Genomic DNA, 13,690 nt, shown 5'->3' with positions numbered 1-13,690 from the left:
GCTATGACACGATTGTCGAGTTTGCGATGTCCTCTGGCATTGTTCGCTCTTTTGTCGGTTTTGCTGTTGCAGGCTGTATCCGTTTCAGCTGCCGATCGGGTGACGGCACCATTGTCAGCGCTGACTTTCCGTATGGCTGGCGACGATCTGCGAACGCGCATCGTTGTGATGTTCGATCGGGAGCCAAAGCTATCGACCCTGCTTCTTGATAATCCGCATCGTCTTGTCGTTGACCTGCCTGAAACACGGTTTGGTTTTGATGAGAAGAGTCTGGAAGCTCGGGGACTGGTATCTCGGGTTCGTTATGGACTGGTGGGCAAGGGGCGTTCACGCCTCATCCTGACACTAAGCGGCCCGTTCAAGGTCGCGGATTTGCGTGTTCTGAAAAATGAAAGCGCATCGGGCTATCGCCTCGTGGCTGATATTGTTGCGACTTCGGACCGTGAATTTGCTGAGCAGCTGAAAGGCCGTGAGGAAATTACGAGTTCAACGGATCGCAGTGAAAAGCCCGCTCAGGCATCCTCCCAGAACGGAGCGGCTCGTCCGTTCACAGTCATGATTGATCCTGGTCATGGCGGCATCGATAGCGGCGCGGAAAGTCTGAGTGGTATCAAGGAAAAAGATCTGACACTCGCTTTCGGGCAGGAGCTGAGGGATCGTCTGGCGCAGGACAAGAACATCAAAGTGCTGATGACCCGCGACGACGACACCTTCCTACGTCTTTCAGAACGGGTGCGGATTGCCCGCCAGCATGAGGCGGACCTGTTCATCTCCATCCATGCCGATACGATCAACCAGCACGATATTCGCGGGGCGACAGTTTATACGATCTCCGATAAGGCATCGGATTCTGTTGCGCGTGCTATGGCGGAACGGGAAAACAGGTCGGATAGCCTAGCAGGAGCCGCACCTGAAGAGCAGCCTGAGGTCACCGACATTCTTCTCGATTTAACGAGACGCGAAACGCATACATTCTCGCTGAGCTTCGCCGAAAAGGTGATTCATTCTCTGCAAGGGCAGGTGAATCTCATCAATAATCCGCATCGTTTCGCTGGTTTTCAGGTGCTGCGCGCGCCCGATGTTCCGTCTGTTTTGATCGAAATCGGTTATCTGTCCAACGCAGAGGACGAAAAGCTGATAAGCAATCCCGAATGGCGCAAGAAGCTTGCTGATCGCCTGGCGATTGCGATCAAGGCATTCGAAACATTGAAACATCCTGCAAGTATGAGCAAAGGGTAGGGACCTGAAAAGTGGTGATGCCCCACTTGGAGTTACATGCGCTTCAGCTTATAAGATGCATGCATGCAACAGTTTTGCGGATTTTTGTCGTGCAGACAAAAGTGACCGCGTTAAATTGGTAAAAACACGTAAACCATCTTGCCTTTGACTCATTTGCTGGTCACTAAGCCAGTGGTTGCCATATGGCATAATTGGGTTAAAGGGTTGGCTGTTTGTGCTTTGACCCTTATCATATGAATAATCTGAAGGCAGGATTCCGCATTTATGGTAAGGCTTATCGGATATTTCTTCGGGATCGGAACGGTGCTGATGCTCCTCGTGGCAGGTGGCGTCGCCCTTTACGTCGGAAGTCTCACGAAGGATTTGCCAGATTACGAGGTGCTCGCAAAATACGAGCCGCCCGTAATGACGCGCGTTCACGCCTCGGATGGTAGCCTGATGGCGGAATTCGCGCGGGAACGCCGTATGTATCTGCCGATACAGGCCGTGCCGAACCGCGTGAAAGCGGCTTTCGTTTCGGCTGAAGACAAGACCTTCTACGAACATCATGGTCTCGATTTCGCGGGTCTCGCTCGCGCCATGATAACAAACGTCAAGAATATGGGCTCCGGTCGTCGTCCAGTTGGTGCATCCACGATCACACAGCAGGTCGCGAAGAACTTCCTTCTGACGTCGAAGCAGACCTATGATCGCAAGATCAAGGAAGCCATTCTGGCGATGCGCATCGAGCAGGCCTACTCGAAGGACCGTATTCTCGAGCTCTATCTAAACGAAATCTTCTTCGGTCTTGGTTCCTACGGTATTGCCAGCGCGGCGTTGACCTATTTCGATAAGTCGGTCGGTGAACTGTCCATCGCAGAGAGCGCATATCTCGCAGCCCTGCCGAAAGGCCCGAACAATTATCATCCTTTCCGTCAGCCTGAGCGCGCCATCGAGCGCCGCAACTGGGTGATCGACCGGATGAGCGAAAATGGCTACATCACCACCGAGGAAGCAACGGAAGCCAAGAAGCAGCCGCTCGGTGTAAAGGAACGTTCGGACGCCCATTATGTGTTTGCATCTGAATATTTCACAGAGGAAGTGCGCCGCCAGATCATCCAGAAATACGGCGTCGATGCACTTTACGAGGGCGGCCTTTCGGTTCGCACTACGCTAAATCCGACGCTGCAGGTTGAAGCTCGCAAGTCCTTGCAGGCGGCGCTGCTCCGTTATGATGAGGCGCGCGGCTGGCGTGGCCCGATGAAAAATGTTGAACTCGGTAATGACTGGGGTACGGCATTTGGTGATATGCAATCCTACGCGGACGTGCCGGAATGGCAGCTAGCTATCGTGCTCAACGTTTCCGCCGCGGGCGCAGATATCGGTCTGCAGCCGCCGTTAGAGGCATCGGGCTCGCGTAGCAAGGAACGCAAGCGCGCATTCATCGCTGCCGACGATATGAAGTGGGCGATGCGCGTCGTGAATATCGGAGGCAAGCGTACCAGTGCGAAATCGCCGGAAGGCGTGCTGAAGGCTGGTGACATAGTTTACGTCTCCAAGACTGGCGAATCCCGTTTCCGTCTGCAGCAGCCGCCGAAGCTCGAAGGCGCATTGGTTGCCATGGACCCGCATACAGGCCGTGTTCTGGCCATGGTTGGCGGTTTCTCCTATGCGGAATCGGAATTCAACCGGGCAACGCAGGCCTATCGTCAGCCCGGCTCGTCGTTCAAGCCGTTTGTCTACGCTGCGGCTCTCGATAATGGCTATACGCCTGCTTCCGTGGTCCTCGATGGTCCGCTGGAGGTCAATCAGGGCGGCACCTTGGGCGTCTGGGCACCGAAGAATTATTCGGGCAAGTTCTCCGGCCCTTCTACGCTGCGCTACGGTATCGAACAATCGCGTAACGTTATGACTGTGCGTCTCGCGCAGGACATGGGCATGAAGCTTGTGGCTGAATATGCCGAACGCTTCGGTATCTACGACAAGATGCTGCCGGTTCTTTCAATGGCGCTTGGCGCTGGCGAAACCACTGTTCTGCGTATGGTTACGGCATATTCCATCATGGCGAATGGCGGCCAGAGCATAACCCCGTCGATGATAGACCGCATTCAGGATCGCTACGGCAAGACTGTGTTCAAACACGATGCCCGCCAGTGTGAGGGCTGTAATGCGCAGGATTGGGCAAATCAGGACGAGCCGACGCTGATCGACAATCGCGATCAGGTGCTCGATCCTATGACCGCCTACCAGATCACCTCGATGATGGAAGGCGTCGTTCAGCGCGGTACAGCGCAGATTTTGAAGAGCCTCGACCGTCCAATGGCCGGTAAGACCGGCACGACCAACGATGAGAAGGACGCCTGGTTCGTCGGCTTTACCCCCGATCTCGTGGTCGGTGTCTTCATGGGATACGATACGCCGACGCCGCTCGGTCGCGGCAATACCGGTGGTGGTCTGGCAGCGCCTGTGTTCAAGTCCTTCATGGAGCAGGCTCTGGTTGGTACGCCGAAGGTGGATTTCCGCGTGCCGGAAGGCATGACGGTTATCGCGATCAACCGCAAGACCGGCATGCGTGCAAATCCCGGCGATCCGAACGTCATCATGGAAGCTTTCAAGCCGGGTACGGGTCCATCGGACAGCTATTCGGTTATTGGTATGGATTCCTTCCGCGAAGGTTCTCCGGTTGCGCCGCAGTCGCCTCAGGCAACACGTGCGATCAACTCGGGTTCCGGCGGACTTTACTGACCGGGAAAGCAGGGCTTTGCCCTTTACACCGCGCCGCGTGCTCACTATGGTCCGCGGCGCTTGGACTGTCTGTCCATGCCTGAAAGTCTGGGCCTCTCAACGACCGGCTCAGCTTCTCAATTAAATAGAATAATATTGAAGGAACGATTTGCCCATGCGCGCGGAAATCGAGACGCTGGTTGACGAAATCCAGCAGGCCATAAGCCTGCTGAGGAGGCATCTTTGACTGGGATCAGGCGATAAAACGTCTCGGCTATCTCAACCAGAGAGCCGAAGATCCCACACTTTGGAATGATGCCCAGGAAGCCCAGAAGCTGATGCGCGAGCGCCAGCAGCTGGAAGACAGTATCAATGGCATCAACCATCTGACACAGACGCTGAACGACAGCATCGAACTTATCGCCATGGGCGAAGAAGAAGACGACAAGTCGATCATTCAGGACGCGGAAAAAACTATCCGCGAACTGAAGGAAGAGATCGACCGTCGCCAGATCGATATGCTCCTGTCGGGCGAAGCCGATGCGAACGACACCTATGTCGAAGTGCATGCCGGTGCAGGTGGTACGGAAAGCCAAGACTGGGCGTCGATGCTCCTGCGCATGTATACGCGCTGGGCGGAACGTAGCGGCCGCAAGGTCGAAGTGATGGAAGTGCATGACGGCGAAGAAGCGGGCATCAAGTCTGCGACCATTCTCGTCAAAGGGCACAACTCATATGGCATGATGAAGACCGAATCGGGCGTCCATCGTCTGGTGCGAATTTCGCCCTACGATTCTAACGCCCGCCGTCATACGTCCTTTGCCAGTATCTGGGTCTATCCCGTCATCGACGACAATATCGATGTGCAGGTGACGGAAGCAGATGTTCGCATCGATACTTACCGAGCTTCAGGTGCCGGTGGCCAGCACGTCAACACTACCGATTCGGCAGTGCGTATCACGCATATTGCAACCGGGATTGTGGTGCAGTGTCAGGCGGAACGCTCGCAGCATAAGAACCGCGAAAAGGCATGGTCGATGCTGCGCGCTCGCCTCTATGAAGAGGAACTGAAAAAGCGCGAAGCGGCGACGGACGCGGCGAATGCCACCAAGACCGATATCGGTTGGGGACATCAGATTCGCTCCTACGTCCTGCAGCCTTATCAGCTCGTCAAGGATTTGCGCACCGGCGTCGAAAGCACCAACCCGCAGGAAGTGCTGGATGGCTCCGTTACGCCGTTCATGGAAGCCGCACTTGCCCACCGTATTCAGGGTGGCGGCGAAATGATCGACGATATCGACTGATCATTCGCAGATACGTGTGACACCAAGAATGAAACCCGGCTTCCAGCCGGGTTTTCCCGTTTCAGGAACTTAAAGCAAAGGCTCTATCTGTTTACCCGCTTTCAGGAAATTGACCGGATTGACCGCACGTCCGTTTTCGCGGACTTCATAGTGCAGGTGATTGCCGGTCGAGCGTCCCGAACTTCCGGCCTCGCCGACAATGGCTCCGGCGGCAACCTGTTGACCGTCGCGTACAAGCACACGGCTCAGATGGGCGAACCGCGTCGAGAATCCATTACCGTGATCGATTTCGACCATGTTGCCATATCCGCCGAAACGACCAGCTTTCACGACCTTACCCGCTGCGGTGGACCTCACCGACTGGCCGTAGGCCGCGCGAAAGTCGATACCGGAGTGAAAGGCAGCCGTACCTAGGAATGGGTCGCGGCGCACGCCGAACAGGCTCGTAACCGGCTTGCCCGGAGCCGGGTTGGCAAGGGGCAGGGCGTTTACCCGTTTGCGCACCTGATCAAGCCGATCAAGCGCACTGTCGAGATTGCGCAATTGCATGTCGAAATCATTGATGACCATACCGGGCGACGAAACCGGGATAAGCGGTCCGCCCATGGCCACAGCCGCGTTGGGAGGCGTTTCGATACGCAGCCCGGCGGCGTTCAAAGTGTCGAGAATGCTGTCGGCCTTTTCATAGGCGGCGTCAGCCAAAACGCGCACCTTGCCATTCTGCTCGCTTTCGATGCGATGAAGGTTCTGGGTGATGGTGGCCAATATCTTGTCGGAAGTCTCAAGTGTCGATTCACCCGAAAGGCCGCCCGAAAGACGCAGCCCGATGGAACCAGCGTCGGCGCGGCGGTCAGGCCTTCCTGCGGGAGATTTTCCAGGAACAGGCCCGGTAATGATTGGATCAACACCCGGAAAATCGCGTCCCGCCAGCGCTTCATCGGGAATAAGCTGACTATGCTGTTCCAAGTCCGGCGCGCTTTCCGTCGGCATATCCGGCATCGGCTGCAATTGCGAAGCTCGTTCCAGCAGAGGTGCAAGTTTCCCGTCGCGTGCACTCAGCGTTTGCTGGCGTTGCATCAGTTCGGCAACCTTGTTCTCCATCACCTGCTGATCGAGCATCTGCCGGCTGGTAATGCGGTCAACCTCCGTACGAAGGGCTGAAATGCGATCTTCATATAGCTGCTGGTTACGGGCATGGCGTGCGATACCGGCGCTCATCAGGTCGTCGCGAAGCACCAGATAGGCTGTTGCTCCAAGATACCCCACCGAAAGCGCCAGAAATGCAGCGCCTCCAAGAGTGACCATCCATGGACGAAATGTGAAATGGCTGATCTTTTCGCCACGCGCAATAATCAGGACGGGCGGCTCCTTGCGCTCTCCGAACACCTTTTTCGTCGATGTTTTCGCCTGCTTCCCAGTCATGCCAGCCGCATGCCCCTTCTCGATTCCCTTGCTTGATTACAACTTATTAGGGTTAACAGACCTTTACATTCGAGGCTTGCGCGGGCCATACGATGAGGTTTGTTTTTACCGAAGAGTTTTGAAACGGCTAGATGGAGATCGGCGACAAGGAGCGGTAGAAGGACGGTGTCAGTCCAGCCTCGGCGCGCGCCAACTCATTGAAGGGTGGCTTGAGCTCGCCACGGAAGTTGGCGCGAACCAGTTCGCGAAATCTCGCTGCCGGATCGATTTTGTTTCGGGCGCAGAAGAAACGGAACCATTTAGCGCCAACAGCGACATGGGTTTTCTCGTCATTGTAGATGACATCAAGAATTGCTGCGGTCTCACGGTCGCCGGTCTCGATCATCTTCTCGAGCAGCGACGGCGTGACATCCAGCCCACGGGCTTCAAGTATAAGCGGCACGACAGCGAGACGAGCCTCCAGATCGTTGCGGGTCTGGTGCGCTGATTGCCAAAGCCCGTCATGAGCAGGCATGTCGCCATAGTCTGCGCCGAGCGACTTGAGACGGTCGCGCAACAGTGTGAAATGGCGGGCTTCATCGTCGGCGACTTTCATCCAACCATCGAAGAAACTGCGCGGTATGGGTTTAGCGGCAAACCGGGCAATGATGTCGAGTGCAAGATCGATGGCGTTCAGTTCGATATGGGCGAGCGCGTGCATCAGCGCAATGCGCCCATGTTCCGTGTGGAGCGAGCGCTTCTTCATCATGCGCGGCGGCACAAGCTCCGGCTTGGCCGGGCGTCCCGGACGGTCTGGCAACGGTGGATCAAGCGGGCTACGCACCGAAAGCGTACGTCCGAACCAGCGATGAGCGGTCTCTCGTGTCAAACTGACTTTTTCGTTCAGATCACAGGCAGATATGGCGCGGATGGCATTGCCGCGCAGCGTTTGCTCGTATGAAGGCTTGTTTGTCATCGTTCAAAGGGCGCGGGCAGCTTCCAGAACTGCCTCAGCGTGGCCGTCGACTTTGACCTTGTTCCAGATATGAGCAATGCGCCCTTCTGCATCGATCAGGAATGTCGTGCGTTCCACGCCCATATATTTGCGGCCATACATGCTCTTCTCGACCCAAACGCCATAGGTTTCGAGCACTACACGATCTTCATCGGCAGCGAGATCGACGGTCAAGTCGTGCTTCTTGCGGAATTTCGCATGTTTTGTCGCGCTGTCTGGAGAAAGGCCGATGATGCGAACGCCGATTTTGTCGAACTCCGGTTTCAGTTGCGAGAAGGAAATCGCTTCCTTGGTGCAGCCAGAAGTATCGTCTTTCGGGTAAAAGTAGATAACGACCGGCTTGCCTTTGAGAGACGAAAGGGAGATTTCGCCGTTATCCGAAGGCAGAGTGAAATCCGGTGCCGGATCGCCAACTTGGGGATGAGCCATATCTGCGCCTTTCTTTTATGGATTAGGATGGAAACCACCTGTTACAGTCTGAGCTATCGCATTCAGGCAGGGCTTGTGCAACCATTGATGCTGGCATCATTGCGATGCTAGTTGAGAGGCGCAAGGCTGCCGCTTCAAGCGCGCGGTACAGGTAGAAAGTAATTATAAAACAGGCAATTACGATCACTTAATGAAGCAAGTTCTAAAGGGTCGTGTGGAATGACACTCTTTTTCTGGCTGGGTTGTTGACAGAGAAACCGCAGAAGATCCGCTTTAGCAAGCGGGAGATGAAAAGAATCGAGCGTCTCGCCGCCGATGGCGAGGACGGCTTTTTGCTTGGCCCGGCACGTTCGAGCCGTTCATTTCTATCGCGCTGTTCCCACGCGATTTTGTCGATTTGTATTCTTCTGGTTCTTGTCGTTGGTGCCGGTTTTGTCATCCTTCGCAGCGGTGTTGACAGCAATCTTCTGCGAGATGAAGCACAGAAAAGCCTGACGCATATTCTCGGTGAAGGTGCATCCGCTTCCATCGGAAGTGCGGCGCTGTCGCTGGATCAGGATAGCCATGTGGCGCTGGAAGCTCGTGATGTGTCGATCGCCGATCCGAAGCAGGGCGTTGAAATCAGCGGAATCAAATCCGTGCGCCTGGGGCTGGCACCACTGCCTCTTTTGACGGGTAAGGTGCGCGTGGCCCAGCTTGAAGTGGACGGCGTTTCCTTTGAAATGCCGGAAACGAAAGGGCCGGGATTCTGGAAATCTTTGCCCTACGACGAACACGGTATTCTCGATTTTGATGCGGTTTCGGGTGAGCTTTTCGCTGCCATGCGTCGCAGTCTGGAGCTTTTGCGCGCGCAGGACACGCATGTCATCGGTATTTTCAACAGTACCATTGCTTTCAAGGTCGGCGATGAGCAGCAGGTTCTGGACATCGAGCAAGCCCGCCTCGTCGAAAATGGCGGGAAGATAGGAATTATCGGTAGCGTCATCTGGAAAGGCAAGAAAATTGCGTTGGACGGCAAGATCGACCGTCATGCAGGTGATAACAGTCTTGCCGGCTTTGAACTGAATATCCGCGATATTCCTGTTGCATTGGGTTCCCCACCCGAAGTCGCTCCTGTCATAAACGGCAATCGCGTCAATCCAGCCCATTTTGAGCTGGAAGCATCAGCCCGCTTGTCGCTGATGGGATCGGCTGCCGATGGTGACAAGCCCGAACGTCTCGCGACTGAATTGGCCGTTGACGGCATAGATATGCAACTCGGCAAAGTGGAGGATGTGCGGGGTGGCATTCGTCTCAATCTCGAACACACGGTGGGAAGTCGTAAGATCGAGATCAAGTCTTCCCGGCTGCAACTTGGTGGATTGCAGGCACAGTTCAACGGTGCGTTTGGTCCGGAACCGGACACCGAAAACAACACTGGCGGACCGACATATCGATTCGAGGTTCTGACGACATCGGCGACAAGTATGCCTGCGGAATCGACCGATCCGCCACTGTCTTTCGCAACGCGGATAGCCGGGCGTTTCCTTGCGGATCAGCAACGCATCCAGTTTGCCAATCTTGATGTGCAGACGGAAACCGGGGAGTTGTTCGGTCAAGGAAGCATGGGATTCGGCGCCGGTTCGCCGGAAATGATTTTCATGCTGCGCATTCCCAAAATGCCGGTTGCTGATGCCAAGCATCTATGGCCGATCGATGTTGCCGACGGTGCACGCGAATGGGTGTTGAAGAACCTTTTCGGCGGAACCCTCAAGGACAGCCGCATCGATATTTCGCTCGCAGGTGGCCGTTTCAACGGTCCGGGTCTGCCTCCACCGTTAACGGGTGATGAAATCAAGGCCGATTTCAAGGTTTTCGATACGCGCTTCGATGTCGTTGGTGAACTGCCGCCTGTGCGGGATGCCGATGGCGAAATATCGGTCCGTGGAGCCTATACGACCATCAAGCTTCTGGATGGCGTGGCCTATACGCCAAACAATCGTAAGGTCGACGTTTCCGACGGTACGCTGATAATTCCTTGGGGACCGCAACGTCCCGTGATTGCAGAACTGGATCTGGGTGTCTCCGGTGAGGCATCGGCTATTGCTGAAATTGCCGGAAACAAGCCCATCGATGTTCTGAAAAATGTGCCGTTTCTGCCGGGCGATGTGACGGGCGATGTGAAATCGCGCGTAAAGGTGAACTTTGCCGTTTCCAAAGACCCGCCGCCCGGCACACTTCGCTGGAACGCTGATATCGGCTTCACCGGTCTGGACATTTCAAAGCCGGTAGCGGGATCGTCCGTCAGCGATGCGACAGGCAGCATCAAGGTGGATCAGTCGGCCGCCATTATTACTGCCGATGCGAAGCTGGATGGCGTTCCTGCGAGGGTCAGTATGGTCGAACCGGTAGACCGTTCCGGACCGGTCAAACGCGAGCAGAAGGTCAAGCTGGATATCGACGACAAAACCCGCAACGCGGTCTTTCCAGGTCTTAATTCCATCTTCTCCGGTCCCATGTCGGTTGATCTCGGCATGGAGAATGGCGGCAAGCGCCACGTGTCAGCCGATCTTGGTAAAACACAGATCGATCTCCCCTGGCTCGGCTGGCGCAAGGGCGCAGGCATTCCGGCAAAAGCGACGTTCGACCTGGCCCAGAGCGCGGACGACAAGAGCAAGATGGACATCAGTAATCTTGTCTTTTCAGGTGACGCCTTTGGCGCGAAGGGTGATCTTTCCATAGCAAAGGGTGATTTCCAGTCGGCGAACTTCAGCGAGATACGTCTGAACCGAAACGATAATCTTGCAGTCAAGGCGACCAAAAGTGGAGGCGGCTATCGGGTCAATGTGCGTGGTTCGCAGTTCGATGCACGAGCGCTGATCAAGCAGGTTTCCGATCTTGGCGAGAAGGGCGGTGCCGGAGGTAAATCCAACAATCCCCGCGTGGTGGTGAGTGCCCAGATTGATGAAGTTAGCGGCTTTAACAGTGAAACGCTGCGCAATGTCGCTGTTTCCTATGAAAGCGCGGGCAGCAAAGTTTCGGGCGTTTCGGTCAATGCCGTTACGTCGTCCGGTGAATCCTTTGTGGCCACGAACAACGATCAGGGCGATGCGCGCTCTATTTCGTTGCAGTCCAATGATGCGGGGGCGGTTCTTCGCTTCTTCGATTTCTACGATAAGATGCGCGGCGGCAAGATCACGGTTGGTCTCGCGGCACAGGGCAACGGCCCGTTACGCGGCCAGATCGATGCCCGTAACTTTGCGATCATCAACGAACCGCGTCTTGCGAAAATCGTTTCCAGTTCGCCATCGAACGGCGGAACAAGTCTCAGTCAGGCTGTAAAGCGCGATATCGACGTTTCGCGCGTTGATATCGAGCGGGGCTTTTCGCTGATTGAAAAGGGCAATGGCTATCTGAACCTGTCCAAGGGCGTGGTGCGCGGGCCGACTGTCGGCACGACCTTCCAGGGAACGCTTTATGACAAGCAGGGCAATATGTCGATCACCGGCACATTCATGCCTGCATATGGCGTTAACCGGCTGTTTGGTGAACTGCCCATCGTCGGTGCGTTGCTCGGCAATGGGCGTGATCGCGGCTTGATCGGAATTACCTACAAGCTTGCGGGTAGTGCCAAGCAGCCGCAGGTAATCGTCAACCCAATCTCCGTTATCGCGCCGGGCATATTCCGCTCAATCTTCGAATTTTGATACAAAAAAGCCGGGCGCAAGGCCCGGCTTTGTTTGTTCAATTATCGTCCAGCTTATGCAGGACGGATCAGCACGTGGCGCTTCTTGCCCAGCGACAGCTTGATGACGCCCTGATCGTTCAACGCAGTTGCATCGATGGTCATACGAGGATCGCTGACGGGTTCGTCATTGATGCGCACGGCGCCACCTTCGACATGACGGCGGGCTTCGCCATTGGTGGTGCAAAGTTCGGCCAGAACCATCAATGCCAGCACACCGATGCCGCTGTTCAGCGTTGCCTTGTGAACGCCGATTGTCGGCAGATTTTCCGACAATTCGCCATCCTCAAAGGTCTTGCGAGCCGTTTCTGCGGCTTCCTCAGCTGCATCACGACCATGAAGCATAGCCGTTACTTCCGTCGCGAGAATTTTCTTCGCTTCGTTGATTTCGACACCTTCAAGTGCGGCCAGCTTGGCGACTTCGTCCAGCGGAAGCGTCGTGTAAAGCTTCAGGAACCGCTCGACATCGGCATCTTCCGTGTTGCGCCAGTACTGCCAGAAATCATAGGCGCTCAGCATATCCGCATTCAGCCAGATAGCACCGCCAAGCGACTTGCCCATCTTCTGGCCGGATGCTGTCGTCAGCAGCGGCGAGGTGAGGGCATAAAGCTGCGGGGTTCCCATACGGTGACCGAGATCAATACCGTTGATGATGTTGCCCCACTGATCCGAGCCTCCCATCTGCAGTCGCAGATCGTAAAGCTTGCTCAGTTCCACGAAATCGTAGGCCTGCAGGATCATGTAATTGAATTCGAGGAATGACAGCGACTGCTCACGATCGAGGCGCGTCTTCACCGAATCGAACGAAAGCATACGGTTGACCGAGAAATGACGGCCTACATCGCGCAGGAATTCCAGATAGTTGATGTTGCGCAACCAGTCGGCATTATTGACCATGAGGGCATCGGTCGCGCCGTCACCGAAGGTGAGGTAGTTGGCGAAGACACGCTTGATACCGGCAATGTTTTCGGCAATCGTATCTTCGGTCATCAGCTTGCGGGCTTCGTCCTTGAAGGACGGATCGCCGACCATGCCCGTGCCACCGCCCATCAGCGCAACTGGCTTGTGCCCGGTCTGCTGGAGCCAGTGCAGCATCATGATCTGGATCAGGCCGCCTGCGTGAAGGCTCGGAGCCGTAGGATCGAAGCCGATATAGGCCGTCACGGTTTCCTTGGCCAACAATTCGTCGAGGCCACTTTCATCGGAAATCTGATGAATGAAGCCACGCTCGGAAAGCGTGCGAAGAAAATCGGATTTGAAACCGGACATTCCTTTTCCCTGACTGATAAGGCGAAGTTGAAACTGGTCGCAAGCGGTTGCTTACATCCCTGTGATAAGTCCGCCTTTAGCACCAATCAACCGCCAATAACAAGGAAACTCCCGAATTGGAGGGTTGCGAACCAGTAATTTGGCTTCATCGATTGGAAGCAGCCGGCGTTGGTTAGTCTCAGTGTTGTGCGGTGTTTGAAAACAGATTGAGCACAATGACACCGGCAATAATCAATCCCATGCCAAGCACTGCGGCAAGATCAAGCTTCTGGCCGAACACCAGCCAGCCGATCAGCGCAACGAGCGTGACCCCGATCCCGGACCAGACCGCATAGGCGATTCCGACAGGGATGCTCTTCAGTGTCATGGAGAGAAAGTAAAAGGCGAGACCGTAAGCGACGACAACGATCAGGGACGGCCCCAGTCGTGTGAAACCTTCTGATGCTTTGAGGCTGAGCGTTCCGATGACCTCGGACACGATGGCAATAGCGAGGATGGCATAAACCGGCATGTCACGCTCATGAGATCGATTGAAGAAAACGAATCATTGGATTGCGATGATAGCATCGCATGAAAAATCCGGCGGGAGGCCCGCCGGATGAGACG

9 protein-coding genes are annotated in these 13,690 nt (G+C 55.5%); 4 read left to right on the top strand and 5 right to left on the bottom strand.

The annotated features are described in order from the left end of the window. Positions 1–21: 21 nt before the first annotated feature. The 3 genes from MKS82_RS04260 (at position 22) to prfB (ending at position 5,246) form a co-directional block, all read left to right on the top strand. Positions 22–1,239 carry an N-acetylmuramoyl-L-alanine amidase gene (locus tag MKS82_RS04260; RefSeq protein WP_445558067.1) on the top strand — a complete coding sequence of 406 codons (1,218 nt, stop codon included), beginning with the start codon at positions 22–24 and terminating at the stop codon, positions 1,237–1,239. Between the two features lie 264 nt (positions 1,240–1,503). Then, positions 1,504–3,963 (top strand): penicillin-binding protein 1A, encoded by a 2,460-nt coding sequence (locus tag MKS82_RS04255; RefSeq protein WP_109987693.1) that lies wholly within the window; start codon positions 1,504–1,506, stop codon positions 3,961–3,963. Between the two features lie 154 nt (positions 3,964–4,117). Further along, positions 4,118–5,246 (top strand): peptide chain release factor 2 gene (gene prfB / locus MKS82_RS04250; protein ID WP_109987694.1). Its coding sequence is split into 2 segments (ribosomal slippage): positions 4,118–4,186 and positions 4,188–5,246, totalling 1,128 coding nucleotides; the frame shifts between segments, so codons are not numbered across the junction. A gap of 69 nt (positions 5,247–5,315) precedes the next feature. On the opposite strand, the gene MKS82_RS04245 is transcribed toward prfB, so the two are convergent. From MKS82_RS04245 to bcp, 3 genes are all read right to left on the bottom strand, one after another. Continuing rightward, positions 5,316–6,668, bottom strand: a complete 1,353-nt coding sequence (locus MKS82_RS04245) for a M23 family metallopeptidase (protein ID WP_109987695.1) — start codon at positions 6,666–6,668, stop codon at positions 5,316–5,318. 127 nt (positions 6,669–6,795) lie between these two features. Continuing rightward, positions 6,796–7,623: a ferritin-like domain-containing protein gene (locus MKS82_RS04240; RefSeq protein ID WP_109987696.1), complete on the bottom strand. Its 828-nt coding sequence runs from the start codon at positions 7,621–7,623 to the stop codon at positions 6,796–6,798. A gap of 3 nt (positions 7,624–7,626) precedes the next feature. Continuing rightward, complete coding sequence (bcp, locus tag MKS82_RS04235) at positions 7,627–8,091, bottom strand: thioredoxin-dependent thiol peroxidase (protein ID WP_109987697.1); 465 nt, start codon at positions 8,089–8,091, stop codon at positions 7,627–7,629. Positions 8,092–8,378: 287 nt separating this feature from the next. Here bcp and MKS82_RS04230 point away from each other — a divergent pair, with 287 nt between their 5' ends. After that, on the top strand, positions 8,379–11,777 hold the full coding sequence (locus MKS82_RS04230; protein ID WP_240578375.1) for an AsmA family protein: 3,399 nt from the start codon (positions 8,379–8,381) through the stop codon (positions 11,775–11,777). A gap of 53 nt (positions 11,778–11,830) precedes the next feature. Here the strand turns inward: MKS82_RS04230 and tyrS are convergent, their stop codons facing one another. Further along, positions 11,831–13,084 (bottom strand): tyrosine--tRNA ligase, encoded by a 1,254-nt coding sequence (gene tyrS, locus MKS82_RS04225; protein WP_109987699.1) that lies wholly within the window; start codon positions 13,082–13,084, stop codon positions 11,831–11,833. 178 nt (positions 13,085–13,262) lie between these two features. Next, positions 13,263–13,595 (bottom strand): DMT family transporter, encoded by a 333-nt coding sequence (locus MKS82_RS04220; protein ID WP_010661279.1) that lies wholly within the window; start codon positions 13,593–13,595, stop codon positions 13,263–13,265. Between the last annotated feature and the right edge of the window lie 95 nt (positions 13,596–13,690).

Source organism: Ochrobactrum sp. A-1, assembly GCF_022488005.1.
In the GTDB taxonomy this organism is placed as follows: Bacteria; Pseudomonadota; Alphaproteobacteria; order Rhizobiales; family Rhizobiaceae; genus Brucella.
The sequence above is the reverse complement of the archived record's forward strand: the minus strand, read 5'-3'. Positions and strand labels throughout refer to the sequence as shown.